This is a genomic window from Candidatus Pelagibacter sp., from assembly GCF_052049975.1.
Lineage (GTDB): Bacteria > Pseudomonadota > Alphaproteobacteria > Pelagibacterales > Pelagibacteraceae > Pelagibacter.
In genome coordinates this window covers 631,348-655,960 of record NZ_JBNGYZ010000001.1, presented here as the reverse complement: position 1 = coordinate 655,960, position 24,613 = coordinate 631,348, and the positions used below count along the sequence as shown (strand labels likewise).

Sequence of the window (24,613 nt, the reverse complement as noted above, 5' to 3'; positions counted from 1 at the left end):
CAAAGTTATCCAGTTAAAATAAGTTTATTTTTATGTTTCCATGTTATACGTACTTTAAAATATTACAAAATGGATTCATTTGAATTAAATAAAATTATAGCTGCAGTTCTACTAGTGGCACTTCTAATCATTGGTATTGGGAAAGTTTCAAATGTTATATTCCATGTGGAAAAACCAAAAACACCAGGATATGCAGTTGAAGTTGAGCAGGTTTCAACTAGCTCTATTTCAACGACAGAGGCAGTAGAGAAAGTAATTGATATAGCTGCCTTAATGGCACTAGGCGATGTAACAAGTGGTGAAAAAATTTTTAAGAAATGTGCTGCTTGCCATTCAATTAATAAAGGTGGTAAACATAAAATTGGACCAGCGCTTTATAATGTAGTTGGTAGAAAAGTTGGTGGTGTAGAGGATTATAAATATTCTAAAGCACTTGCAGCTTATGAGAAAGATTGGACTTTTGAAGAACTAAACGGATTTTTAATTAAACCGGCAAAACATATTAAAGGTACAAAAATGGCTTATGCTGGATTAAGAAAAGAAGCAGATAGAGCGTCTGTTATAAAATATTTGAATGCAAATTCAGATAATCCACTACCATTACCTTAATTTTCCAAAACAATATAATAAAATACTTTTTTGAACGTGTACTCTATTCAGGGCCTGTAACCATACTTGAGAATTCTTACTTTGAAATACTTTGTCCTCAACTTCACTTCCTCTAGGAAGACAGTGAAGAAAAATATAATTTTTTTTTGCTTTTTTCAAAAGCGAGCTTGTAATTTTAAACTTTTTAAAAGCTTCTAACTTCTTTTTTTTATCAACTTTGTCGTTGAGAGATATTACTTTATCAGAAAAAATAACATCGGCATTTTGAATAGCAATTTTAGGATCATGATAAATTTTTAAATCTTTATTCATTTTTTTTGCCCAATTAAAAATATTTTTATTAGGAGTATAATTTTTTGGACAACCTATGTTTAGTTTAAAATTAAATTTAACTGAAGCAGCAATTAAACTATTCAAAACATTATTAGAATCACCAATCCAACATATATTAAGACTTGAAATATTTTTTTTAGTTAATTCTTCCACAGTAAATACATCTGAAAGAATTTGTGTAGGATGTGAAGATGGGCTTAATCCATTAATTACAGGTATGTTAGAATAATTAGCAAAATTATCTATTTTCTTATCATCATCAGTTCTAAGCATAAATCCATCTCCATAAGTAGATAAAATCTTTGCAGTATCTTCAAGACTTTCTCCACCTTGCCCAAGATGTAACTCATTAGATCTTAAAGTAATCGTTCCACCACCTAATTGTTTAATTGCTAGATTAAAACTTAATCTTGTTCTTAAACTAGATTTTTCGAACATTTGAATTAAGAATTTACCTCTTAAAGGTTTGTCTTTATCTATATCTAATGTATTTAGCTTTTTCCTTGAGTTTTTTCTCCTTTTTGCATCAAGAAGAATTTTTCTTAAATCTCTGGATGGAATATCTTTAAGATGAATAAAATGCTTCATAAAATTAAAAAGTTTTACAAACTACTTCAATAATTTTAATTGCTTGATCTATCTCTTTTTTATTAACATTTAATGGTGGTAAAACTCTCACAACATTCTCTGCAGCTCTTATCGTTAGTAGTCTATTATCCATTAATTTTTTAATAAATTTGGTTTGATCAACAACCAATTTTATACCTATTAGAAAACCTCTACCTCTTATTTCATCAATAATTTTAGGATATTTGTTTTTTAATTTTCTTAGTTCATCATGAAAATATGTAGATCTTAACCTTACATTTTTTAAAAATTTTTTATCTGAAATAATATCAAAAACTTTATTACTTATGCTCATGGCTAAAGGATTTCCTCCAAAAGTAGTACCATGCGTTCCAGCTGTCATGGCTGAGGCAACTTTTTTATTCATTAAGACTGCACCAACTGGAAAACCACCACCAATACCCTTTGCTATAGGGACAATATCTGGTTTAACTTTTGACTTTTCAAATGCAAAAAAATCACCAGTTCTACCAATCCCACATTGAACTTCGTCAAGGATTAATAATATTTTTTTCTTATCACAAATTTTTCTTATCTCTTTTAAGCACCAATCTGGTACGACTTTAATACCACCTTCTCCCATTATAGTTTCTATCATAATTGCAGCTGTATTTTTTGTAATTTTATTTAAAAAAGATTTATGATCACCAAAAACAAAGTGATCAAAACCTTTAACTTTTGGACCAAAACCTTCAGTCATTTTTTTAGAGCCACTCGCATGAATCGCAGCAATAGTTCTTCCATGAAATGAATTTTTTACACATAAAATTTTATTTTTTTCTGGTTTTCCAATAGAGTAAAAATAACGTCTAGCACATTTAATTGCTGCTTCTGTAGCTTCTGCTCCAGAATTTTGAAACATTACAAAGTCAGCAAATGTTTTTTTTGCAATTTTCTTTGCCAACATTTCTCCCTCTGGAATTATAAATGCATTTGAGACATGCCAAATTTTTTTAGATTGATTTTTTAATACTTGGACCAATTTTGGATTAGCATGACCTAATGAATTAACTGCTATACCTTGAACAAAATCTAAATATTTTTTTCCATTAGTTGAAAATAAATAACTACCTTTTCCTCTGAAGAAGGAGATTTTTTTTCTGTTATAATTTTTAACTAGATAACTCATAATTTTTTAATTCTTTTTTATACAATTTTAAATTGAAATTAAGAATGTTAATAACTTTTAATTACATGTTGTTAAATTTAAAAATTTATCCTTATATTGTTATAAATAAAAATATTAACACTATATATAGATATAATGAGTTGGACTCCTGAAAAAGTAGAAAAATTAAAAGACCTTTGGGGAAAAGGAAACACTGCAAGTCAGATTGCAGAAATCATAGGTGGAGTAAGCAGGAATGCGGTAATAGGTAAAGCTCACAGATTAAACTTATCTGCGAAAATTAAAACTAGATCTACAAGTTTCAAAAATGATGCAAGTCTTAACTCTGGCAGTGTTATAAATCAAAGACGTGGAAGAAAAAGTAAGTTCAAATCTCTAGTAATTGAAAGCGACTTTGAACCAGAAAATCCAAAACAACTTGAAGAACTTGATGAAAATTCTTGTAAGTGGCCTAACGGACACCCTGATGAAAGTGGATTTTATTTTTGTGGCAGAACTTCTTTAAAAGATTTTAGTTACTGTAAACTTCATCTTTTATATGCATACACTCCAAAAAATAAAAAAGAAGAGGTCACTTCAAATGAAGAAGTGCCTGAATTTATAGAAAAAAAAGTTCAATCAAAATAGTATTGAATTAATCTTCGAGATATTTTTCTGTTGAGAACTGACCACCATCTTTCCACATAAAAGAATATTTTTTAACCTCTTCTAAAAAGAATTTTTTTGGTGGAACTCCTAAACTTGAATTTGTTTCATATTTATTAGAAATAACATTATCATAACTTAAAAGCTTTAATTGATCTCTGGTCAATAGTGGCTTTGGAGTTAATTCCATTATTCTGGCTACAATTTTCCCAGCAAATAATGGCATTGGTAAAATCAATCTTTTTTTATCTATCAAATTTAATAAATTTTTAATTATATCTTTAAAAGTAATTATCTCTGGTCCCACACATTCAACTGTTTTTTCAGTAATTTCGCTCTTCATTATGTGTAAAATTAAATCAGTTAAATCAGATCTATGTATAGGAGTAAATTTTGTTTTCCCTTCGTAATAGATTGGAAATACAGGAAGTCTATTAAGCAAAGTCATGAATGTCGTAGTGAAATTATCATCAACAGAAAAAACCACAGAAGGTTTTAAAATTGTACTTTTGGAAAATATTTCTCTTATTTTTTTTTCACCTAGAATTTTACTTTTTGCATATTCAGAATCATTTGCATCCTCCAAACCTAATGCGGAAAGATGAATAAATTGATCCAAATTATTTTCTTTACATAACTCTGCTAAAAAAGATGCAAAATTTACATGAATATTATGAAAGGTGTTTTTAGAACTTTCATATAGTATTCCTACTAAATTAATACAGATATCAGCTTTCTTAAAAATTTTAGAGATCTGGTCAACATCAAATGGATTGGCCTCTATTATTTCAATATATCCAGCATTTGCCTGAGTTTTAATAAAATTACCTTTTTGGTGTAAATTTCTAGTAACAATGGTTACTTTGAAATTGTTTTTAGCTAGTTTCCTTATTAGGCTTTTACCAATATTTCCTGTACCGCCAAAAATTAGACAATTTTTTGCTTTCATATATATATTCTTTTATGAATAGTGAAATTAAACTTCATCAAAACGATTTACCAAATGATTTACAATTAGGCAATCAAATAGCTATAGATGGGGAATTTATGGGTTTGGATGTTAAAAGAGATCCGTTATGCCTCATTCAACTCTCTAGTGGCAATAATGATGCACATATAGTTCAATTAGATAGAAAAAATTATAATGCTCCAAATTTAAAGAAAATTTTAGAGGATGAAAAAATAATAAAAATTTTTCACTACGGAAGAGCTGATTTAGCTCATATTAAATATTATCTAAGAGCGAATACCAACAATATTAGAGATACTAAAATAGCATCAAAACTAGCAAGATCATATTCTGACAATCATTCGCTAAAAACATTAATCAAAGAATTTAAAAACATTGATATTAGTAAACAATTTCAAAGTTCAGATTTTGGTGGAGAACTGAGTCCAGCACAACTAAAGTATTGTGCTAATGATGTTCTGTATCTTCACGAAATTCACAACAAGCTAGAAGACATACTCAAAAGAGAAGGTAGAGATAATCTTTACTATGAATGTTTAAAATTTTTAAATGTTAGAGTAGAATTAGACTTAGCTTCTTTTAAGGAAGATATCTGGTCACATTAATGAAAAAAAAAAATTTTACCCAAATTGCAAAAACTGTAATTCAAACTGAAATTAACGCCCTACAAAAACTCAAAAATAATTTAGACGAAACATTTAATAAAGCTGTTCAAGCAATAACAAAATGTAAATCAAAAATAATTTTATGTGGTGTGGGTAAGAGTGGTTTAATTGCTTCAAAAATATCATCAACACTCTCATCAGTAGGTTGTCCATCTTATTCTGTTTCCGCAATGGACTGTTCTCATGGTGACTTGGGTTCAATAAATAAATCTGATTTACTTATACTTATTAGTAATTCTGGAAACTCATCTGAACTCAAAAATATTATCAATTATGCAAACAGATATAAAATAAAATTAATTGGAATTGTCTCAAAAAAAAATTCAATTTTATATAAAGCTGCAAATATAAAACTTTTAATACCTGAAGTAAAAGAAGCAGGCTTAGGTATTGTGCCAACATCAAGTACTACAAATCAATTAGCAATTGGAGATGCTCTTGCAGTAGCCTGTTTAAAACAAAAAAATATTAGTTATGTGGACTTTAAAAGATTTCACCCCGCAGGAAGCCTAGGTATAAAACTTAAAACAGTTGAGGATTTTATGCTTAAAGGTAAACAAATCCCTTTTGTTAATGAAAATCTAAATATGAAACAAGCTCTTCAAATAATTACAAAAAAAAAACTAGGTGTTTTATTGGTTAGAAATAAAAAGAATTTAACTAGTGGAATAATTACAGACGGTCAAATTAGAAGGATCAATCAACGGAAAGAAAATGTTCATAATTTAAAAGTAAAATCTGTCATGACAAAGAATCCAATTTCAATAGATAAAAACACACTTGCTACTAATGCTCTAGATTTGATGAATAAGAAAAAAATAACCTCTTTATGTGTTCACTCTCAAAATAAGATAAGAACAACGATTGGATTTATTCACATTCACAATGTTCTAGAAAACACTTCATTTTAAGTTGCTAATGAAAAAAACAATTTTTCAAATTTTCATTATATTTATTATATGTTTAATTTTTTATATCACTTATTCTAAATATTTTAAAAAAGAAAAAATAGAGAAAAATACTAAAAACTCTACAAACAAAGAGAAAATTGTAAATAACAATGTTATCAAAAATATCAGATACGTTACTGAAGATAAAAATGGCAATTCATATTTAATTACTGCTGAAGAAGGAATAATTGACGTGAAAAATTATAATATTATTAATCTCAAAAACGTTAATTCTATAATTAAAAATAAAAATAATGAAAATATTGAGATAAAATCGGATAAAGCAATCTACAATAAAATAAGTTTAGATACAAAATTCAGTTCTAATGTTGAATTAAATTATTTAGTCAACAATATAAAGGCGCAATATTTAGATTTAGATTTGGATAACAATAAAGTATCACTTTATGAAAAAGTGATATACAATAATCCTGAAACAAATTTGATAGCAGATAAAGTCGTTATCGATTTAATTACAAAAAATTCAAAAATTTTTATGTACGACCCAGATAATAAGGTTAAAGGTAAAAGTAAATTTTAAATGGCTCTAATTAAAAAATTTCGTATAAAATCTTTTAAAAAAGTTGATCCAATTATCCAAGTAAAAAAATTAAGCCTTTCATTTGGTAGTAGAAAAATTCTAGATGGTATAAATTTCTCAATTAATAAAGGTCAAATACTTGGCTTACTGGGACCAAATGGAGTTGGTAAATCTACAATTTTTAACATTATAACAGGTTTAATAAAACCTGACTTTGGTGACGTAATTATTAATTCAAAAAAAGTTAATGACTATCCTATCTATAAAAGGACAGTCATGTTTAAAATTGGTTATGTTCCACAATATGGAGGGTATTTTGGTGACTTAACACTTTTTGAAAATTTAAAAGCAGTTGGTGAAATTTTGATTAGTAATAACAAAATTTGTTCTGAAAAAATTAATTCATTAATCTCAAAATTTGAAATGGAAACAATTCGAGATGTAAAAGCAAAACATTTATCTGGAGGGCAGAAGAAAAAACTAGTGATATCATTGGCTCTTTTGGGAAATCCAAAAATTTTATTACTGGATGAGCCTTTCGCTGCCTTAGATGTTATGACAATCAAGTCTCTTCAAGAAATAATTGTAAATCTTCAAAATGAAAATAATATATCAATTGTACTTTGTGATCATCAGGCAAGAGATTTATTAAGCTGCGTAGATATTGCTATAATTCTCTCAAATTGTAAAATAATAGCAACTGGAACTCCATCAGATTTAATACACGACACAAAAGCGCGTAATGCCTATTTTGGTGACTCGTTTAAAATTAGCTAATATTTAATGTCTCAAAGAATTGTAATAGAAAATAAAATTCAAAAATTTAATGAAAATATTATTGTACCTGGTGATAAAAGCTTAAGTATTAGATGGGTTTTATTAGCATCAATAGCATCAGGAATATCCAAATCTAAAAATTTGTTATTATCTGAAGATGTTTTGGCTGCAATTGAAATAATAAAAAAACTTGGAATAAAAGTTAAAAAAAAAAATAATGAATTTATAATTTTTGGCAATGGAATAAATGGATATAATGTAAAACGAAATCTTGTTTTAGATGCAAAAAATTCTGGTACTTGTGGAAGATTAGTTTTGGGTCTTCTTTCCTCATATGAAAACAAAATAAAACTTATTGGAGACAAAAGTTTATCTAAAAGAGATTTTAAAAGAATTGCTGATCCATTAAATAAATTTGGTGTAAAATTTAAACTTACAAACAATAAAACTCTACCACTTATCATTAAAGGGAACTCAAATTTAAAGCCAATAAATTATTTAGAAAAAAGAGGCTCAGCACAGTGTAAAAGCGCTGTAATGCTGGCTGCGCTAAACGCAAATGGAATTACAAAAATAAAAGCAAAAAAATCTAGAAATCATACTGAACTTCTTTTCAAATATTTAAATATTCCAATAAAGATAAAAAAAAATAGAAATTATGATTTTATTGAGATAAATAAAGTTAGATCAATAAAACCATTTGATTATAATATTCCAGGTGACATTAGCTCTAGTGCATTTTTTATTGCTTTGGCTGCAATGAATACTGGTTCAAAAATTTTAATTAAAAATGTAAATATCAATCCTTCTAGAATTGGCATAATTCAGATTTTTAAAAAAATGGGTATTAGAATTATGTTGAAAAATATAAAAAATTACAAAGGAGAAAAAATAGCAAATATAGAAGTGCATGGCTCTAACAAAATAAAACCAATTAATTGCCCAACAAAATTCAACAGTGGTGCCATAGATGAATTTTTGATAATTTTTTTACTCGCAGCTAAAGCTAATGGTGTTTCATATTTTAAAGATTTAGAGGAGCTAAATCAAAAAGAAAGCCCTAGACTCAAATGGGGTGCAAAAATTTTAAATCTTATGGGGATAAAAAATAAGGTAGATAACAATTCAATTAGAATTTATGGAAATCCTGAATTAACTATTAACAAGAAGATTATAATAAAAGATTATTTAAAAGATCATAGAGTATTTATGACATCTGTAATTGCCGCATTATCATTTGGTGGGGAATGGGTAATTCATGATAAAAACTCAATTAATACATCTTTTCCTAATTTTTTAAAAATAATTAATCAAATTAAAAATAATGCAAAAAAATAATCAAAGAATTAAAGTTGCAATCGACTCACCAGCTGCTGCTGGTGCAGGAACAATTGCAAAGGCAATATCAAAACATTATAATTTACTTCACGTTGATACGGGAAAAGCATATAGGTTAATCGCTTTATACAAAGTAAAATTTCCAAAAAAATTTAACTTAAAATTTTTGAAGAAAAAAATTAATAATCTAAAGTTGAAAGATCTAAATAACAAAGAACTTCTTACTGATAAAATAGGAGTTGAAGCATCTATTATTGCAAAAAAGAAAAGTATCAGAAAAATTGTACATAATTTTCAGGTCAATTTAGCTTACAATCCTCCAAAGAAATATAATGGCTCATGTTTAGACGGCAGAGATATAACTTATAATATTGTACCAGATGCAAATTTTAAATTTTTCATCAATGCAAATGTAAAAACAAGAGCATTGAGAAGATATAAGGAACTCAAATCTTTAAAAAAAGACATAACTTTCGCAGAAGTTTTAAAAAGCATCAAAAAACGTGATAAAAGCGACTATAATCGTAAAGTATCTCCTTTAAAGAAAACCAAAGATTCAGTATTGATTAACACAACAAATTTAACTAAAAGAGCGTGTTTTTTAAAAATAAAAAAAATTATAGACAGGAAAATTAATAAATAATGCAAATTTACAAAGAACTGAACACTCCAGAAACAAAAGAATTTGAAAAGCTACTAAACTCCCAACTATCTAAGTCCCAAATCGAAGAAGGTAAAATAATCGAAGGTAAAATAAACAAAATAACTGAAAAATTTGTTTTCTTATTTATTCCAGGTCTAAAATCTGAACCTGTTCTAGATATAAATGAACTCAAGAGCATGGGATTATCTGAAAAAATTAAAGTTGGGGAAACTATTCCTGTATTATTAGAAAAAATTGAAGATAAAAATGGAGAAGTAGTTGTATCTGCAAGTAAAGCGCAGAAAATTAAAGGCTGGGATAAGTTAGTTGAAGCCTACGAAAAAAATGAACCAGTAATGGGAAAAATTACATCAAAATGTAAAGGTGGATGCATAGTAGAACACATTGATACGGGTTCTTTAATGTTTTTACCTGGCTCACAAATCTCTGACAAACCATTAAAAGACATTAGTCACTTAATGAACGAACCACAAAAGTTTGCATTAATTAAACTTGATAAAGTGAGAGGTAATGCATGTGTTTCAAGAAGAGAGATAATTTCATCATTTAAAAAAGAGGATAAGGCAAAAATAATTGAAAAATATAAAGTTGGTGACATCATTAAGAATGCAGAAGTCAAAGGTTACAGTTCATTTGGATGCTTCTTTAATGTGAATAATGAATTAGATGTATTGGTTCATCTTCAGGAAATTAGTTATAGTAGAATAAATCATCCTGATGAGGTTTTTGAGATTGGTCAAAAACATGATTTGAAAGTAATTTCAGTAGATAAAGAAAAACTACAGGTTGGTTGTTCTATAAAACAACTTTCACCAGATCCATTCGAACATATTTCAAATTATGAATTAAATAAAATTTACAAAGTTAAAGTAATGAAAATTATGGACTTTGGAGCTTTTTGTGAATTAGAACCTGGTCTTACGTCTTTGCTACATTCAAGTGAAATTAGTTGGAACAAAAAAAATGTTTCACCTAAGAAAATGTTAAAAGTGGGAGATGAAATTGATTGTGTGATTACAGAGATCGATAAAGAAAAAAGAAGAATTGCAATCTCACATAGACTTACACAAGATAATCCATATGAGACATTTGAGAAAAAATATCCTGTTGGTTCTACTGTAACAGGAACTATTATTAGTAAAAATGAATACTCATTATTTGTAAATATTGAAGACACACCAGTTGATGCCTTTTTACATTGTAATGATTTAACTTATTTGAATAATTCTGAGGAAGAACTAACAAAATATAAAAAAAGTGACACCATTAAGGTTAAAGTTTTAGAAATTAAATCTTCAGAACAAAAAATTAGAGTTGGTTTAAGACAATTAAGTCCAGATCCGTTAGATTTTTTCAAAGATAAAAAGGTAAACCAAACAATAACTGTTAAAATTGTTTCCACTGACAACAAAGGTTTAGTTGTTAGACCTGAAAATTGTGAGATGGATTTTGTTATTAAAAAATCACAGATTGCTATTAATAGTGCTGATGCAAGACCTACAAGATTTACGGGTGGTGAAAAAGTGGACGTTGCCATTTCTGAACTAGACTTAGAAAAAAGAAAAGTTGGTCTTAGTATGAGACTTCTTGAAGAAATTGAGAAAAAAGAAGCATTAGAAAAATATGGAAGCGAAGACTCTGGTAAGAATTTACCATTCTCTAATCTTTCAGAAGAATTAAAAAATAAAGACAAAAAATAAGAGAAGAAATATTTGGTTGTTAAATCAAAACTTTTAAAGCAGTTCAGTAAAAATTATCCAAACTTTCTTAAAAAAGACTTAGAAAAATTTTCCGATATAATTTTTCAAGAAATCAAACAGGCTCTCAAAAATGGTGAACGTGTTGAATTGAGGGGTTTTGGTGTTTTTTATACAAATATTCAAAAAAAATCAGTTAGAAGAAATCCTAGAACAGGAGAAAAAGTTGAAGTTGGTGAGAAGAAAACTATTCAGTGGAAAATGTCTAAAGAAATGTTTAATAAACTGAATAATTCTGATGACTAAAAGAAAAATATTTATCGCTTGTGATACAACAAAAATTTCAGAAATAAAAAATATAATTAAACAAACCGAAAATTCAGAAATAAGTTTTGGTTATAAATTTGGTTTAGAATTTCTAAATTCAAAAAATGGCAGAAAATTTGTTTCTTCTCTAAAACATAAAATAACTTTTGGTGACTATAAAATTGCAGACATACCAAATACTTGCGCATCAACAATAAAAGCTGTTAAAGATTTAAACTTTAATTATATCACTATTCATATCAGTTCAGGTTTAGAAGCTTTGAAAGCAGCTAAGAAAGTTTCTGGTAAAACAAAATTAATTGGTGTTTCAATACTTACATCTCTAAACAATAAAGCTCTTAAAGAAATAGGATACAAATCTGATGTTAAAAAATTAGTTTACCAACAAGCAAAACTTGCACAAAAAGCTAAATTAGATGCAATAGTTTGTAGTGCTAAAGAAGTAAAAATGGTTAAGAAGGTTTTTAAAAAAGAAATTATCACACCTGGAATAAGATTTAGCTCAAGTAACGATGATCAAAAGAGAGTAATGACCCCAAAAAATGCATTTGCAGCTGGAGCAACAAGTTTAGTAATAGGTAGGCCAATTACTAAGGGAAATATAAAAAACAATATTAAACATTTAATCAATCATTTAAAAAATGATTCAAAATTGTAAAATTTGTGGTGTTAAAGATCCACAAATCTTAGATTATATTATCAATCACAATTATCCTCCTAAGATGATTGGTTTTATATGTAATTGGCCTAAATCAAAAAGATTTGTAAATCATGAGGATCTAAAACAATTATTAAATGTTGATAAAAAACAATCTAAATTTGTAGCAGTACTAGTTAATCCAAATAATGACATATTGGAGAAAATTAAAGATCTTCCTTTTGACTATTATCAAATTTATGATTGTGAACCAAATCAAATAAAAAAAATTAGAGATAAATATAAAATAAAGATTATTTCAGTAATTACCATATCAAGCAAAGAAGATGTTGAAAAATATAAAAAATATGAAGATCTTTCTGAATTAATACTTTTTGACTCAAAGGGTTACCATCAATCTATAGCTTTCGACCATACTCACTTAGAAAATATAGAAACAAAACTACCTGTAATGATTGCAGGTGATATAAAAATTGAAGATTTAAAAAACTTTAAAAATAAAAACTTTTATATAGACATTAGCGGTGGACTTGAGACAGAAGGTGTCAAAGATATAAATAAAATTGATAAGTTTTTAAATTCAGTCCATAATATATCTTCTTAAAATTAATATGACAAAAAATTCACTAAAAACAGGACCTGATGAACTTGGTTATTATGGTGAGGGTGAAAATGCCATGGGAGGTATTGCTGTTGGTGAAACCTTGATGCCAGCTCTTCATGAACTAAATCAAGGTTTTGAAGATGCTATAAAAGATAAAAGTTTTTTAGATGAATATGCTTATTACTGCAAACATTATATAGGCAGACCTTCTCCACTATATTTTGCTGAAAATTTAACTGCAGAACTTAGAGGTGCTAAAATATTATTTAAGCAAGAACATTTAAATCATACTGGAAGTCATAAAATCAATAATTCTTTGTTCCAAGTTTTGTTGGCAAAGAGAATGGGTAAAAAATATTTATTATGTGAAAGTGGTGCAGGTCAACATTATTCAGCAACAGCTGCTGTTGCTGCTAAGTTTGGATTACCTTTAGTTGGTATAATGGGTGATGTTGATGTTCAAAGAGTAAATCAGAATATTATTAAAGCAAAACATTATGGTGCAAAATTAAAAGCTGTACCAGGAACATTAAAAGAAGCAATTACCGAAGCTATTAAAACTTGGACATCTGATCCTGATAGCGCTTATATTTGTGGGTCTGTTGTATCCGCACATCCTTTTCCTAAAATTGTAGCTTTTGCACAAAGCATTATTGGAAGAGAAATAAGAGAACAATCATTGGAACAAGAGGGTAAAATTCCAAACATGATAATTGGATGTGTTGGTGGAGGCTCGAACTTTGCTGGTGCAATTTATGAATTTTTAGATGATAAAGAAGTTGAGAAAGTTGGTGTTGAAGCAGCTGAGACAGCAGCATTATCAAATGGAACACCTGGAATAATGCAAGGAATGAAAACTTATTTATTACAATCTGAAGATGGTGCAAAATCACTTGGGGGAAATAGCTTGGGCGCTGGAATTCAATATTTTGGCGTTGGACCTCTTCACAGTTATTTACATGATCAAAAAGCCGTAACTTACACGTCTGCCACTGATGAAGAAATTTTAAATGCGTACAAAATGATTGCTAAATATGAAGGAATATCATCTGCGCTTGAGCCTATGGCAGCGGCAGCTCATTTAATTAAAATAGCCAAAGATAAACCAAAAGATTATTTAATTTGTCTATCATTATGCGGTAGAGGAGAAAAAGATCTAGATACTCTTGAACAACATATTGGTAAGGATTTTGAGTAAAAGACTTGAAAAAATATTTCAATCGACCTCACCTAAAACTAAATTGGTGAGTTACTTTGTAGGTTGTTACCCTGCTCCAGATAAAAGCTTTGAATTGATAAAACAAGCAATAGACAACGGTGTTTCAATTCTTGAAATTGGTTATTGCACTAGTGAAGCTTCAGCAGAAGGACCAATAATTAAAAAAGCTCACGATCATGTATTAAGTAAAAATTATACTTTGAAAGATACAATAGAGCTTATTAAAAAAATTAGAGACTATAATTCTGAGGTTGGAATAGTATTAATGGGTTATATTGCAAATTTATACAAGTACCCTATTCCAAAATTTGTTGAGGATATTAAAAATGCTGATGCTGATGCTGTCCTTGTGGTTGATGCACCTCACGAGTTAAAAGAGGAAAATATTTTAAGAGAATGTCTAAATAAAAATGATTTATCACTGATAAAACTTGTAGCTCCAACAACTAATGACCAAAGATTAAAAGATATCATCAAAATATCCTCAGGCTTTTTATACCAAGTTACAGTAACTGGTACGACTGGCCAGAAATCTGCAGATGAAAGCACAGTTAAAAACTTTATTGATAAAATTAAAAATATTTCAAATATTCCAGTTTGTACTGGATTTGGAATTAAAACTCCTGATGATGCTAAAAAGATGGCTAACACCGGGCCATCTGGGGTTATTGTGGGAACTGCATTTGTGAAATATATTCAAGATAATCTCGAAGACAAAAATTTACCACAAAATTTAGGTAAATTTATTAATAGTTTTGTAAAGGAATTATAACTTGGTCAATTGGATAAATAAAATAATAGAGGCGGGAAAGAATATTAAAAAATCCCTCCACAAAAGGGCTTCTAAAGAAGACATCGCTAATAGTGATTGGATGTCTTGCTGTAAGGGACCAAGACTTAAAGTTGATTTTGAAAACAATATGTGGGTATGTCCAGATTGTAATAGGCATCACAGAATAAAACCTAAACAAAGATTTGACTATTTATTTGGTAAAGGAAACTATGAAATATTTAAAACTCCTATTCCAAATGATGATCCACTGAACTGGACTGATTCAAAATCTTATAAAGACAGACTTAAGAGTGCTAGAAAAAAAACTGGTATGGATTGTGGAATGATGGTTGCATCAGGCACAATAGATGGCATTAAAATTACAGCTGTTGCATCTGATTTTGATTTTCTAGGAGCCTCTATGGCAGCTGCTGAAGGTGAAGCTTTCTTGTATGGAATTCAGCATGCTATAGAAAATAAAACTCCATTTTTATGCATAAGCGCAGGTGGTGGAATGAGAATGATGGAAAGTTTGATTTCTCTTTCTCAAATGACAAGAACAACTTTAGCAATTAATGAATTAAAGAAAAATAAATTACCTTATTTAGTCTTAATTACTGATCCAACAGCTGGAGGTATCACAGCCTCATATGCAATGCTTGGAGATTTACATATTGCTGAGCCTGGTGCACTAATTGCATTTGCTGGTGCAAGAGTAATTCAAGGAACTGTAAAAGAACAACTGCCAGAAGGTTTCCAAAGAAGTGAATATGTAGAGAAAACTGGTTTTGTTGATTTAATAGTTGAGAGAAAAGACTTAACGAACAAATTAGGAATTTTATTATCAATATTATTAAAAAAGAATTCTGATATAAATTCTGAGGAAAATGAAACTTCAGAAAGTAGTCAACCGCTTACAAAAGCTGCATCCTAAAGAAATAGATCTAAGTTTAGATCGTATTATTAATCTTTGTAAAAAATTAGATAATCCTCAAGATAAAATAAAAGCTATATCTGTAGTTGGAACCAATGGAAAGAACTCAACTATTCAAGCGTGTTTTACAATTCTCAAATCAGCTGGTTTTAATTGTAATGTTTACACAAGCCCTCATATTCAAAAAATAAATGAGAGATTTGTATATAATAATAAAGAATTGAATGATGATGAATTAGCATCATTATTTGAAACTATAGAGGAAGCAAATTCAAATGAACCAATTACTTTTTTTGAAATTTTAACAGCTTGTTATTTTTATGAAGCAGCAAAATATCCTGAAAATATTAATTTAATTGAAACTGGTTTATTTCACAGATTTGATGCAACCAACATACTTAAGAATAACTTAGCAAGTATTGTTACTTCTATTTCATTAGATCATTTAGATTGGCTCCCAAAAGATAAACGGAATGTTGAAAAAATAGTATTTGAAAAAACCTCTGCCCTATTAAATTCTAATATAATTGTTGCTAAACAAAGAGATATTGAAACTTCAAATTTAATTAAGAAAACTATATCAGACAATAAATCTCAAAAGTTTTTCTTTAATGAAGATTTTAGTTATTCTGAAGGAGAAAATGGTTTTTTTTATTATGAAGATAAATTTGGTGGACTAAAGTTACCTTCGCCTAATGTTTTGGGTCAGTTTCAACTAGAAAATATATCATCTGCTATTGCAACTTTAAGAGCTTTAAAACTAAATATTTATGACGATCATTTTAAACAAGGAATTCAAAATATTAAAAATATTGCTAGATTACAGGAAATTACATCTGGAAAACTAAAAGATTTAGTTAAAAACAATACTCTTTTAGTTGATGGCAGTCACAATGAAGATGGTTCGATAGCACTCAATAATTACTTAAACAGCCTTAATTGTAATAAGCATATTATCATTGGTATGATGGCCAACAAAGAACATGAAAAATATATAAGTTATTTTAAAGGTTTAAGTTCCTTAATAACAATTGATATACCAAACCAACCTAATTCAATCAGTGGCAAAGAGTTAAAAGAAAAGTTTAAAAATATAAATAATACCAGCTACGCAGATAGTATAGAAAACGCTATAAAAACCATAAAACCTAATCAAGGAGATATAATCTTAATTACTGGATCTTTATATTTGGCTGGTGAAGTTTTAAATATAAATTAAATATTTTTATCTAAAAATTCTTTCATATCGCCTTCAGGTACACCACCAACTTTTCTATCCACCTCTACACCTTTTTTGTAGACGATAACTGTTGGAACTCCTCTTATACCCGCTGCGCTTCCTGTGTTGATACCACCATCTTCAATATCAGCATAATAAAAACCAGCTTTATCTTTATACTCGCCAGCTAATTTATCCATCACAGGTTTTAATGCTTTGCACGGACCACACCATGCAGCACTAAACTGAATTACAGATACATCTTCATTTTTAATTTTATTATCAAAATCTTCGTCTTTAAAATCAATAAGCATAATTGAGATATAGTTAATTGAATTAATTATTCAACCATCAAAAAAATTTAATTTTATTTAATTAACACTCTTAGTTTCTTCACTATCGTTTATTTCTGTAATTCTATCATCTACAGGTGTAGTTTTTTCGATAGTTTTTGTAGCATTAAGACCATGATCTTGCTTAAGTTTTTCAATTCTTTTCTCTAAGCTAGATTTTCCAGCCCATGCATTATTAATAACTTGCTGTAAATTTGTACCATGTGAATTGTAAGTATTTATTGTCTTTTTCAAATGACCTTTGAGAACTGCAAATTTATCATAAAGATTTTTAGCTGTTTCGGTAATTTCTTTTACACCCTCAATTTGTTTTTCTTTAGCCTTAATTGTTTCAATAATACTAATAACAGCCAATATATTTCCAGGGCCAACCAATAGAACATTTTTCATATAAGCGTACTCATATAAATCTGGGTAACACTCTAAGGCTGAAAGGTAGGCTGCCTCATGACACATAAACATCACCACTTTTGGAAAAACATTTTTCTTTAAGTTTTTGATGTAATCCTTTTTAGATAATTTATCGATATGAGATTTTACAGAATCTGCATGTTTCTTTAATTGTCGATCTCTTTCTTGAGGATCATCTTTTTCTGTCACAAACCTTTTCCAATTATCTAATGAAACTTTTGAGTCACAAATTAAATAACTGTTATCTGTTAAATTGATCATTATATCTGGATTAGTTGAAGCTGAACTATCGCTATCTAAATCATACACCTCTTCTTTTTTTTGTTTTGTATAATTAATGCCATCTTTAAACCCATGCATTTGCAATAACTGCTCTAAAAACTTTTCACCAAAGTTTCCTTGAAATTTTGAATTACCTGTCAGTTTATCTATAAATTCTTGTTGATCTTTTAAGAACTTTTTATATTCACCAACATCTCCGGTAACAGCTGTTTTAAATTGATCTACTTGTTTTAAAGTTGAAAGCTGTTCTTTGCTTCTATCTTTTTCACTCTCAAGACTATCTTTCACTGTGTCATAATTAGATTTAACACTTTCTAATTCTTTTTCTAATAGTTCTTTTTGATGGTGAGCTTCTACGATCTCTTTATCTTTTGCGTCTAACTCTTGCTGTTTATCATCATTATTTATTGATGGTTTTAAAACCTTTAAATAATAAACAATTGCTCCAACTAAAGTGATTAGAGCACCTAAAGATATATATGCTATTTGTTCAATCATATCCGATTCTATTGTGTTAATTTTATACTTTAAGAGATATTTATCAAATTATGCATCAGAGTATTTTTGCTCTAAATTCATCACATAATCGTTAATTCCATCCAAAAATTTCAGCTTTTCATCAACTGTTTTGAATGCAAACATTTTATCTTCATTTTCTCTTATCTCATCACACTCAGAATAAAACGCAGAAACTGTCCACCACTTCTCCTTATTGGTACTTAAAATTCTAGATGCTATTTTTCTCTTAATTTTTCTATGTATATCTTTAGGTAAAATTTCAGGTGCTTCGTTGTAAATTAGAGTATGACCAAAAGTAACCAATCTATCATCAGTAAACTTATCTAACATTGCAAATTTTCCTTTCCAATCAGAGTCGTGAAACTTTTGAAAAAGTTTTGCATCATTGTTTAATTTATCAAATCCTCCTGAATAAATCGTTTCTTCAGGTTCAAGATCAACTTGTGATGAAGTTTCTGCTTTCTCATCAGCTGCTTCTTTTAAAACGCGACAAATATCTTGAGAAAACTTTTCATTAGTTTTCATTAATTCTGCTCTTTTATTTAATAAATTTGGATCTATTTTTTTGTATGGATCAACTTTCATTGCATAACTTTTATCTAAAATTATTGGTGCTTTGTTTGCTTTTATAGTTTTGTAAAATCTTGGTGATTTTTTCATCGCCTTTTTTAAATCTTGATAATTTAACTTTTGCAATTCCTCTATATTTTCAGATAAATTTACTGCCTGACACCATTTATATGATGGATGCATAAATGAGTTTGGGTGCAAAGGAGCAACTAAGAATAAATAGTTTTTGCCAAAGTAATTCTCGTTTATTGAAAACATCTTTTCTTGTTGCATCATGTTCTCAACAACTACTTTTGTGCTAGTATTTAAATATTCTCTCCAAAGTTCAGGTTGTTTTTCTTTAATTAATCCAAGCACTTTTACAGTAAGTTCTGTATCAAATAATGCGGAGTGAGCTCCAGATGATTCAAATCCATTTAATCTTGCTAACGATTCTAACTTCATTGATTTATTTCCTTTATCGTTAAGCTCTGTTTCAAGAATATTCTCATCAATTGCAAATGCTGCTTTTACTATATTTAGAGCATCATGCCTTGCGTTTCCTTCTGTGTTAGTCAGATAAGGTTTTTTTAATGATTTAAAAAATTCTTTTCTTAAAACTTCATCATCAAAGTTAATACTTGAGTACCCAAGAAAAGTTGCTGGAGACCATTCTCTAAATTTTTTATCGACTTGAACCAACATTTCATAATGGCTCAAATTTCCTTTAGTAATTAAATCTACATTTGATTTATTAATGCATAATGCTGTAGCAGAGGGAACTCTATCTTGAGGCATCCTGCATCGAACAGAAAATCTATCTTTTTCGTTAAAATTATCATCTAATAAAATTGCACCAAGCTCGATGATTGTTGCCCAATCAGTTTGGGCAGAGTCTGTTTCGATATCCCAAATTACGTAACTCAGCTTGCTCTCCTTTGAGCATAGTATTGCTCAACTTTTTGTAAAAACTTATCTTGATACATTTTTAATTTATCACCATCGACAATGAACCTTTGGAATACAATATCTTTGGTACAAAGCAATATCACAGCTTGATTAATATTCGTGTTATAAACAACATTGTGAGCTAAAGAATAAGCTGCACATTGCAAATAATAATCTTCAATCCATTCTTCCTTTTTAGGTTTATTACTTTGTTTAAAATCTATAATTGTTTCTTTTTTTTCATATACACCAATGCAATCAGCAGCTCCTGCAAATTTTCCAGGATAATATAAAGTTGCCTCACATCCCCAAATTTCATCTAATTTGTTTCTCAAACCATTTTCAATAATTTGATCAGCCATTAATCTTTCTCTAGTATTATCACCTAATAAATCTAAGTTTAATTTGCCAAGTAAGAACTTTTCTAAATAATCATGCATAGAGCTTCCTCTATTAGTTGCTTCTTTAGAAATTAATTCCGCTTGTTTGTGCCCAACTCTATCTTTCCAAGCCTGCAAAGATGCTTTTTTCTCTTCGCTTTGTGTTTCATTTAAAATTGTTGTGACACTTGGAAGTTTCTCATTATTTACATCATAAAGTCGCTTGCCGTTATAAAGAGCACGAACTGAACTTGGATAATTAAATTTAGCGATAAACTTCATATCTTTTGATTATTTCATATATCTTATATTTTCAATTGTTAAAAAAAATTAATTGAATAATTTTATTAGTTAGATAATTGTATTTTATGGATTTAATTTTCTTATTTAAGGTTGCAATTGTAATAAGTCTGCTTGTTGGAGCCTATGCTTTATTAAGAAATCTTGATATAGTTAAAATTATCTTGGTGTATTTTAAAGACTTAATACTTCGTAAGTAATTTAGTTAATTTATTAAAATCTTTACTTTTATTTGACGATTTCGAAACCATCATACAAAGCTCAGACTCTAAAATATAACCATCATTTATAATTCTAAGATTGTTAGCTTTAAGAGTGGCGCCAGTGCTTGTTATGTCTGTAATGATCTCAGATGAGTCTGTAAACGGGGCAACTTCTGTACTTCCATGTGATTTTACTAATGAAAACTGAGTAACACCTTTATTGTAGAAAAACTCTCTTGTTAGTCTTGGATACTTTGTTGATACTCTTAATCTTTTCTTCTTCTTTTCTTTAAATTCAAAAGCAATTTCTTCTAAATCTGCCATAGAAAATACATCCAACCAATTTTGAGGCACCGCAACTACTAATGTTGCTTGTCCAAATGGATATTTCTTTTCAACCTTAATTTTATTTTGAGCAGTTATTTCGCTTTCTTTTAATAAATCAAAACCAGAAAACCCTAGATCTAATGATTTATCTGCAAGTCTCTCTATTATTTCTCTTGCATGTAAATAAATGATTTGAATATTTTTTTTACCTTTTACTGAACCAAATAAATCTCTATCGCCTCTTTCTGAGATTAATTTTAATTTATTTTTCTTAAAGATATTTAAAACATCTTTTCTCAGTCTTCCTTTACTCGGGATTCCTATTTTAATTATCTGGCTCATAGATTAATAGCTGCTCCTACCGCATTTACTTTTTTGCTTGAACCAAGATCAGAAATTAAATTATCATATCTCCCACCTGATATTAATTGAACTTGTTTGGAATTTACTTTCACATCAATTCTAAAAACCATTCCTGTGTAATACTCAAGCTGTCTGCCAAATGAGGCTGAAAATACTACATTTAATTTTGAAATTTTATTTGATGAAAGAGGAAAATATCTTTGGTCAACTGCAAGATTAATTCTATTTTTTTTAAAAAATTTATTTAATTGATCAGCTACTTTGTTGATTGGACATTTAATCTTTAAAAATTCTTTTATTATTTTAGATACTTTTTTGCCCTCACTAGCTTTTCTAGGGTTCTTAATTTTTTCATCAAATCTCTTTAAAATTTCTCCGTAAGATCTTCCAGCAACTAAAGCACTTGGATCTTTTTTTAATAAATTCAGATAAAGTTTTTTATCTAGATCTACTACAGTTGGATCAATATCAGCGTTAGTCTCTAATCTTTTTAATAGATCATTAAAATAATCTTCCCTCCAAAAGTGTCTAATTAATCTTAATTTCCAACGTGATGGAATTTCAAGTTTATCTATAAGTAATTTAAATATCTCAACATTACCAATGGTTAAAGTTCCAGATAAAAATTTAATATTTTTTAGAGATTTAAGAGAGGTATTTATGATTTCTTTATCATCATTTTTTTCATCCTTTGATCCTAATATTTCAAATCCTATTTGATCTCTAATGATAGATTTTTTCTTATCATTATTTTTTCTATACGCTTGACCACTATAGAAAATTTTTTGTTTACCTTTTAAATCATTATCTAAATACCGTAAGCAAGATGCAATTGTTAGATCCGGTCTTAAACAAAGTTCAGTTCCATCTTGATCATGAAATGAGAAAATAAACTTTCTAAAATTTTCACCAGATCTTTGGACAATATGATCTGCCTCAATTACCGAAGGTAAATTGATATATTTATATCCTTTAGACTTTACTGATCTAAGGATATTTTCAGATAAATTTTTTGACTTCATCGATTAGTTCTTTTCTTGAAATAGTTTTATTATTTTCACCTTTAGTGCCTTGAAGATCTTTAATAGTTACAGTGTTATCTTTAAATTCATTTTCACCACAAATAATTGCTAACAATAATCCTCGTTTATTTGCATATGTAAGCTGTTTTCCTAAGTTCTTTTTGGTATCTAAAAACACTTCAGAATTAATATTGTTAGATCTTAATTCATCCACTAATTCATAATAATTTTTTAAATATTTTTGATCCATAACACATACAAGAACAGGTTTTTGTTCTTTAATCTTAATCTGATCTAATTGATTTAAGGCAAATAACAATCTATCCACACCAAAGCTAATACCTGTACCCGGTATATCTACACCTTTAAATCTGGAGATAAGTTTTGCGTAAGCTCCACCAGAACAAATACTTCCAATATCTACTTCTTTACCTTTGTTGTTTGTTACTTTGAAATTTAAATTAGTCTCAACAATAAACCCATCATAATATGCAAGGCCTCTAACAATTGTAAAATTAGTCTGAACCTGGTCTTTTGCATTACCAAAACCAATTACTTCAAAGAAATCTTCTAATTCTTTAATTCCTTCTTGCGATAATTTATTAGTTAGTTTTTGTTTTAATTCTTTTAAATCTTTGATTTTTAAAAAATCTAATATTTGTTTAACTTGATCATCATTTAAATCTGCACCTTTGGTAACAGCTCCTGATGCATCTTTTCTCTCTTTTTTTAATAATGCTTCTACGCCCATTAAACCAAATCCTGGTTTATCTAATTTATCAATTGCTCTAATAACTTTTAATTGTTTTTCCTCAGAAATATTAAGTTCATTAATTAGTCCTTGAACTATCTTTCTATTACTTACATTGATTGTAAATTGTTCTTTATTTAATCCGCAGTCTGATAAAGTATTAGTAATTAAATTGCAAAGTTCTGCATTTGCTTGGGCAGGATTTGTATTTCCAATAATATCGAAATCTGCCTGCATAAATTCTCGGTATCTACCATTACCTGATTTTTCATTTCTAAAGACATTTTGAATGGCATATCTTTTATAAACAGATGGAAGTTCTTGATTATTTTGTGCAACAAATCTAGCTAATGGACTTGATAAGTCATATCTTAAAGTAATACTTTTATCACCGTCTTTAAAATTAAATACATCAGACATAGGATTGGCCTCGTCTTCTGCTAAAAACGATCCAATATTTTCACTGATTTCAAAAGAGGGTGTCTCTAATGGTTCAGCGCCAAATTTAATAAAATTATTCTCAATCTCTTTTAAAAGTTGTTTTTTTAAGACTAACTTTTTGTCCCAACGATCTTCAAACCCAGATGGTAGCGAAGGATTGAGTTTTTTTTCTTTTTCCATTTTAGTGGTACTTTGGGTAGGTTACGCTCCTACGACTTCGGATCCACAAACCGACGTGATACTATTTCACCACCAAAGCTTATATTTATAGTTTTATATTATTTTTTAGTGAATTTAAAATTATTTTATGTTTGAAAATAGCTAGCCTTAGCCAGCATGATTGATATGTCTATGCGTAGCTCTGTTAGTCTCAATTGTTAAAGCTATTTTGATCATAGGCAACTTCTAGAATAAATTTGGATTATTACAAGAAAAAAAAAGGGAGTTTGCTTTCGCAAACCCCCTTTCAAAATTTTGTAAAATTTATTAGCCTTCTTGTTTTACCAAGTTAACTGCGCTTGGGCCTTTTGGACCATCTTCTAAAGTAAACTCAAGTGAGTCTCCTTCATTTAAAAATCTCAAACCAGCATCTTTTACTGCACTAGCATGAACAAAGGCATCCTTTTCACCATCTTCTCTTTCGATGAAACCGTAACCTTTTTTACCGTTAAACCACTTAACTTTACCTTTTAATGTACTCATTTTATTTCTTAGTCCTTTTGTTATTTATAAAGCCGAGAAAGTAGTTTTTTTAATAGGAATAGCAAGTATAATTTAAAAAACTTTGGGTGGTGGCTGAGGAAGGATTCGCACCTCCGACACAAGCCTTTTCAGGGCTCTGCTCTACTCCTGAGCTACTCAGCCTTAAATTATCCTCTAAAGATTATTCTGCCTTTAGTAAGATCATAAGGTGTCATCTCAACCGTAACATTATCGCCTTGTAAAACTCTAATTCTATTCTTTCTAAGTTTTCCAGCGGTATGTGCAGTTACGATATGACCATTCTCTAATTGAACTCTAAACATTGCGTTAGGTAATAAGTCGGTTACCTTACCTTTGAATTCAAGTAGATCTTGTTTTGACAAA

The 24,613-nt window shown here is 28.7% G+C and carries 28 protein-coding genes and 1 tRNA gene; 16 read left to right on the top strand and 13 right to left on the bottom strand.

Features of this window, described 5'->3' with window-relative positions:
* Window positions 1–69 precede the first annotated feature (69 nt).
* Window positions 70–609, top strand: a complete 540-nt coding sequence (locus tag ACTT9U_RS03365; RefSeq protein ID WP_440931774.1) for a c-type cytochrome — start codon at window positions 70–72, stop codon at window positions 607–609.
* Here ACTT9U_RS03365 and argF read toward each other — a convergent pair.
* Together argF and ACTT9U_RS03355 are read right to left on the bottom strand one after the other, a co-directional pair.
* A complete protein-coding gene (argF, locus tag ACTT9U_RS03360) occupies window positions 601–1,530 on the bottom strand; it encodes an ornithine carbamoyltransferase (protein ID WP_440931773.1) in 930 nt (309 codons plus the stop codon). The two genes, ACTT9U_RS03365 and argF, sit on opposite strands and share 9 nt — an antisense overlap.
* Window positions 1,531–1,534: 4 nt before the next feature.
* Window positions 1,535–2,698 (bottom strand): aspartate aminotransferase family protein, encoded by a 1,164-nt coding sequence (locus ACTT9U_RS03355; RefSeq protein WP_440931772.1) that lies wholly within the window; start codon window positions 2,696–2,698, stop codon window positions 1,535–1,537.
* A gap of 135 nt (window positions 2,699–2,833) precedes the next feature.
* On the opposite strand from ACTT9U_RS03355, the gene ACTT9U_RS03350 reads away from it, so the two are divergent.
* The gene (locus ACTT9U_RS03350) at window positions 2,834–3,325 is read left to right on the top strand and encodes a GcrA family cell cycle regulator (protein ID WP_440931771.1); all 492 of its coding nucleotides are present in this window, start codon (window positions 2,834–2,836) and stop codon (window positions 3,323–3,325) included.
* Window positions 3,326–3,332: 7 nt separating this feature from the next.
* Here the strand turns inward: ACTT9U_RS03350 and ACTT9U_RS03345 are convergent, their stop codons facing one another.
* Entirely contained in the window at window positions 3,333–4,292 is a 960-nt protein-coding gene (locus tag ACTT9U_RS03345; RefSeq protein WP_440931770.1) for a complex I NDUFA9 subunit family protein, read from the bottom strand.
* A gap of 14 nt (window positions 4,293–4,306) precedes the next feature.
* On the opposite strand from ACTT9U_RS03345, the gene ACTT9U_RS03340 reads away from it, so the two are divergent.
* The 14 genes from ACTT9U_RS03340 to ACTT9U_RS03275 all read left to right on the top strand — a co-directional run bounded on the left by ACTT9U_RS03340 (window position 4,307) and on the right by ACTT9U_RS03275 (window position 16,678).
* Window positions 4,307–4,918 carry a ribonuclease D gene (locus tag ACTT9U_RS03340; protein WP_440931769.1) on the top strand — a complete coding sequence of 204 codons (612 nt, stop codon included), beginning with the start codon at window positions 4,307–4,309 and terminating at the stop codon, window positions 4,916–4,918.
* Complete coding sequence (locus tag ACTT9U_RS03335) at window positions 4,918–5,889, top strand: KpsF/GutQ family sugar-phosphate isomerase (RefSeq protein ID WP_440931768.1); 972 nt, start codon at window positions 4,918–4,920, stop codon at window positions 5,887–5,889. The genes ACTT9U_RS03340 and ACTT9U_RS03335 overlap by 1 nt, the downstream gene beginning before the upstream one ends.
* 7 nt (window positions 5,890–5,896) lie before the next feature.
* Window positions 5,897–6,469 carry an LPS export ABC transporter periplasmic protein LptC gene (lptC, locus tag ACTT9U_RS03330; RefSeq protein ID WP_440931767.1) on the top strand — a complete coding sequence of 191 codons (573 nt, stop codon included), beginning with the start codon at window positions 5,897–5,899 and terminating at the stop codon, window positions 6,467–6,469.
* Window positions 6,470–7,246: an ATP-binding cassette domain-containing protein gene (locus ACTT9U_RS03325; protein WP_440931766.1), complete on the top strand. Its 777-nt coding sequence runs from the start codon at window positions 6,470–6,472 to the stop codon at window positions 7,244–7,246.
* A 6-nt stretch (window positions 7,247–7,252) separates the two neighbouring features.
* A complete protein-coding gene (gene aroA, locus ACTT9U_RS03320; RefSeq protein ID WP_440931765.1) occupies window positions 7,253–8,584 on the top strand; it encodes a 3-phosphoshikimate 1-carboxyvinyltransferase in 1,332 nt (443 codons plus the stop codon).
* On the top strand, window positions 8,571–9,227 hold the full coding sequence (locus ACTT9U_RS03315; protein ID WP_440931764.1) for a (d)CMP kinase: 657 nt from the start codon (window positions 8,571–8,573) through the stop codon (window positions 9,225–9,227). The genes aroA and ACTT9U_RS03315 overlap by 14 nt, the downstream gene beginning before the upstream one ends.
* Window positions 9,227–10,948, top strand: coding sequence for a S1 RNA-binding domain-containing protein (locus tag ACTT9U_RS03310; RefSeq protein WP_440931763.1), 1,722 nt, complete (start codon window positions 9,227–9,229; stop codon window positions 10,946–10,948). Before ACTT9U_RS03315 ends, ACTT9U_RS03310 begins: the two co-directional genes overlap by 1 nt.
* Before the next feature lie 12 nt (window positions 10,949–10,960).
* The gene (locus tag ACTT9U_RS03305; RefSeq protein ID WP_440931762.1) at window positions 10,961–11,251 is read left to right on the top strand and encodes an HU family DNA-binding protein; all 291 of its coding nucleotides are present in this window, start codon (window positions 10,961–10,963) and stop codon (window positions 11,249–11,251) included.
* Entirely contained in the window at window positions 11,244–11,930 is a 687-nt protein-coding gene (gene pyrF, locus ACTT9U_RS03300) for an orotidine-5'-phosphate decarboxylase (protein ID WP_440931761.1), read from the top strand. Before ACTT9U_RS03305 ends, pyrF begins: the two co-directional genes overlap by 8 nt.
* Window positions 11,914–12,534 (top strand): phosphoribosylanthranilate isomerase, encoded by a 621-nt coding sequence (locus ACTT9U_RS03295; RefSeq protein ID WP_440931760.1) that lies wholly within the window; start codon window positions 11,914–11,916, stop codon window positions 12,532–12,534. Before pyrF ends, ACTT9U_RS03295 begins: the two co-directional genes overlap by 17 nt.
* Before the next feature lie 7 nt (window positions 12,535–12,541).
* The gene (gene trpB / locus ACTT9U_RS03290; protein WP_440931759.1) at window positions 12,542–13,732 is read left to right on the top strand and encodes a tryptophan synthase subunit beta; all 1,191 of its coding nucleotides are present in this window, start codon (window positions 12,542–12,544) and stop codon (window positions 13,730–13,732) included.
* The gene (trpA, locus tag ACTT9U_RS03285) at window positions 13,701–14,525 is read left to right on the top strand and encodes a tryptophan synthase subunit alpha (RefSeq protein WP_440931758.1); all 825 of its coding nucleotides are present in this window, start codon (window positions 13,701–13,703) and stop codon (window positions 14,523–14,525) included. Before trpB ends, trpA begins: the two co-directional genes overlap by 32 nt.
* A 100-nt stretch (window positions 14,526–14,625) precedes the next feature.
* A complete protein-coding gene (locus ACTT9U_RS03280; RefSeq protein ID WP_440931757.1) occupies window positions 14,626–15,459 on the top strand; it encodes an acetyl-CoA carboxylase carboxyltransferase subunit beta in 834 nt (277 codons plus the stop codon).
* Complete coding sequence (locus ACTT9U_RS03275; RefSeq protein ID WP_440931756.1) at window positions 15,413–16,678, top strand: bifunctional folylpolyglutamate synthase/dihydrofolate synthase; 1,266 nt, start codon at window positions 15,413–15,415, stop codon at window positions 16,676–16,678. The genes ACTT9U_RS03280 and ACTT9U_RS03275 overlap by 47 nt, the downstream gene beginning before the upstream one ends.
* On the opposite strand, the gene ACTT9U_RS03270 is transcribed toward ACTT9U_RS03275, so the two are convergent.
* The 10 genes from ACTT9U_RS03270 to infA form a co-directional block, all read right to left on the bottom strand.
* Complete coding sequence (locus ACTT9U_RS03270; RefSeq protein WP_440931755.1) at window positions 16,675–16,992, bottom strand: thioredoxin family protein; 318 nt, start codon at window positions 16,990–16,992, stop codon at window positions 16,675–16,677. The genes ACTT9U_RS03275 and ACTT9U_RS03270 overlap by 4 nt on opposite strands.
* Window positions 16,993–17,049: 57 nt before the next feature.
* A complete protein-coding gene (locus ACTT9U_RS03265; protein ID WP_440931754.1) occupies window positions 17,050–18,222 on the bottom strand; it encodes a DNA recombination protein RmuC in 1,173 nt (390 codons plus the stop codon).
* Between the two features lie 48 nt (window positions 18,223–18,270).
* Complete coding sequence (locus ACTT9U_RS03260) at window positions 18,271–19,698, bottom strand: exonuclease domain-containing protein (RefSeq protein ID WP_440931827.1); 1,428 nt, start codon at window positions 19,696–19,698, stop codon at window positions 18,271–18,273.
* A 17-nt stretch (window positions 19,699–19,715) separates the two neighbouring features.
* On the bottom strand, window positions 19,716–20,402 hold the full coding sequence (locus tag ACTT9U_RS03255; protein ID WP_440931753.1) for a hypothetical protein: 687 nt from the start codon (window positions 20,400–20,402) through the stop codon (window positions 19,716–19,718).
* A 200-nt stretch (window positions 20,403–20,602) separates the two neighbouring features.
* Window positions 20,603–21,292: an ATP phosphoribosyltransferase gene (gene hisG / locus ACTT9U_RS03250; protein WP_440931752.1), complete on the bottom strand. Its 690-nt coding sequence runs from the start codon at window positions 21,290–21,292 to the stop codon at window positions 20,603–20,605.
* Window positions 21,289–22,335 carry an ATP phosphoribosyltransferase regulatory subunit gene (locus ACTT9U_RS03245; protein WP_440931751.1) on the bottom strand — a complete coding sequence of 349 codons (1,047 nt, stop codon included), beginning with the start codon at window positions 22,333–22,335 and terminating at the stop codon, window positions 21,289–21,291. The genes hisG and ACTT9U_RS03245 overlap by 4 nt, the downstream gene beginning before the upstream one ends.
* Entirely contained in the window at window positions 22,313–23,707 is a 1,395-nt protein-coding gene (hisS, locus tag ACTT9U_RS03240; protein ID WP_440931750.1) for a histidine--tRNA ligase, read from the bottom strand. Before hisS ends, ACTT9U_RS03245 begins: the two co-directional genes overlap by 23 nt.
* Window positions 23,708–24,013: 306 nt before the next feature.
* The gene (locus tag ACTT9U_RS03235) at window positions 24,014–24,229 is read right to left on the bottom strand and encodes a cold-shock protein (RefSeq protein WP_014953801.1); all 216 of its coding nucleotides are present in this window, start codon (window positions 24,227–24,229) and stop codon (window positions 24,014–24,016) included.
* A gap of 87 nt (window positions 24,230–24,316) precedes the next feature.
* Window positions 24,317–24,391, bottom strand: a tRNA-Phe gene (locus ACTT9U_RS03230).
* 5 nt (window positions 24,392–24,396) lie between these two features.
* Window positions 24,397–24,612: a translation initiation factor IF-1 gene (infA, locus tag ACTT9U_RS03225; protein WP_075519823.1), complete on the bottom strand. Its 216-nt coding sequence runs from the start codon at window positions 24,610–24,612 to the stop codon at window positions 24,397–24,399.
* Between the last annotated feature and the right edge of the window lies 1 nt (window position 24,613).